Source organism: Atopobium sp. ICM42b (genome assembly GCA_000564995.1).
GTDB lineage: Bacteria > Actinomycetota > Coriobacteriia > Coriobacteriales > Atopobiaceae > Lancefieldella.
The window spans coordinates 1-1,501 of sequence record JDFH01000004.1 but is presented as its reverse complement, the minus strand read 5'-3'; the positions used below and the strand labels follow the sequence as shown (position 1 = coordinate 1,501).

Below are 1,501 nucleotides of genomic sequence, written 5' to 3'. Positions count from 1 at the left end.
CTGAGCAGATTATCCGACTTAGGTGTGTTCCGTAGATACAGAATTTATCGATAGTTAAATTTCTTATATGAGTCTATTCATTTTCTAGCATATTAGGTTAAGTTTATGCATAGAGATGAATATCGGGTAGTACGACCGCCTAGCTGCCTGGCTATCTTGATTAAGAATATGTCGATTCTTCAGCAGAACACAAGAAAGCTGCACTATTTTGTGCGCCAGGCCTAAAAGCCGACGCTAACACGCTACAGAATCATAATCACCCGCATATGAACTGCCTCCCATTTCTTGGACACAAGAAATGGGAGGCAGTTCATTTCTAGGGGCGTTTCTTTTTAAGGTATCTTTTGATTTGTGGCTCGCGGTTAAACGAGCTTTTAGGACACTCTAAAAAATATATCCCTTTGCAACAGCCCAGTTCCAGATGCGGTCAGCCTGTACTTCACAGCGCTGCTTAAGTTCAGCAGTGTTAGAACCAGTGAAAGTAACTTGCTGAACAGAAAGAGGAAGGTTATCTGGCCTAGTAATAGTTAAAGTTGCGCTGTTCATAGCCATGCGAGCTGTCTTGTTTGTACCAAGGCGGACTTTAACAGTAAAGTAACCACGAGCAACAGGCCATTCGGTAACTTCTCCGCTATTGGCTGTTCCAGACCTGAATCCATTTGCATTAGCAATAATGCTATAGCCATTCATAAAGAAACCAGCTGCAATAAGTAGGCCACCAATGGCGCACAAAAGAATTCCTGCAAAAATGGTGCCCTCACCATTTAAATTAAAGAAATTCCAGAGGCCGCCAACAGCAAAAAACGCACCGGCTGCCCAACCAACAAGAGGGCTAGCAGCTCCCTGAGGTTTACCAAAATCAATTACATCGTAAGTAAGAGGAATTGGGGAGATGTCGTTTTTATCGTAAAGATAAACGTTGCTTAGAGTTTCTTGTTTTTGAGCGGGTTTTTGTGGTGCTTCTGGTGGAGTTGGAAGCGACATAAATCGTCCTCCTTTTAACTGGTAGAACCGTTCAGGATATTAAAATTATCCTATTTGAGAGATTTATTGTAACATATTGCATAGTAGAGGCTTAATTTTTTTAATTTTGCGCTGCTCCCACTGAAAGGATGCTTAATGAAAAGACGTCAACTAGCGCTGACTTGTGCACTGGTCCTTGCACTTTCATCAGGTGTTGTATTTACTGCGTGTAACTTTAACTTTGGTTTACCATCACCTGAAGAGATTGCCGCTCAGAAGGAAGCAGAAGAGAAGAAAGCTGCTCTTGCTCCTTATGTAGGCATTTGGGAAGCCAAGTCAATCGAAGATGAAAATAAGGGCACAGTCACTGAAGACATGTACAAAGATGTTAGAGATGTTTATCTAGCAATTTATGGCTATGACTTCTCTGACGATGGCACTGGTTTGTTTGTTCGCTTCGGCGCTCAGAAGCCCTTTACCTGGTCTGTTGATGCCGATGGAAAGCTTACTATCACCCTTGCAGGTAATGCCGGAAGCT

Annotated in this window: 1 protein-coding gene and 1 pseudogene; one reads left to right on the top strand and one right to left on the bottom strand. The window is 42.6% G+C overall.

All coding sequences use genetic code 11. The features are described 5' to 3' along the window. Positions 1 to 384: 384 nt before the first annotated feature. Entirely contained in the window at positions 385 to 984 is a 600-nt protein-coding gene (locus HMPREF1493_RS01540) for a hypothetical protein (protein WP_035427273.1), read from the bottom strand. 135 nt (positions 985 to 1,119) lie between these two features. Here HMPREF1493_RS01540 and HMPREF1493_RS01535 point away from each other — a divergent pair. After that, a pseudogene (locus HMPREF1493_RS01535) lies at positions 1,120 to 1,501 on the top strand (hypothetical protein); the annotation flags it as partial.

Bases quoted from the DNA above. Each gene is read 5' to 3' on its own strand.
- HMPREF1493_RS01540 (WP_035427273.1), bottom strand. From the start codon at position 984: ATGTCGCTTCCAACTCCACCAGAAGCACCACAAAAACCCGCTCAAAAA.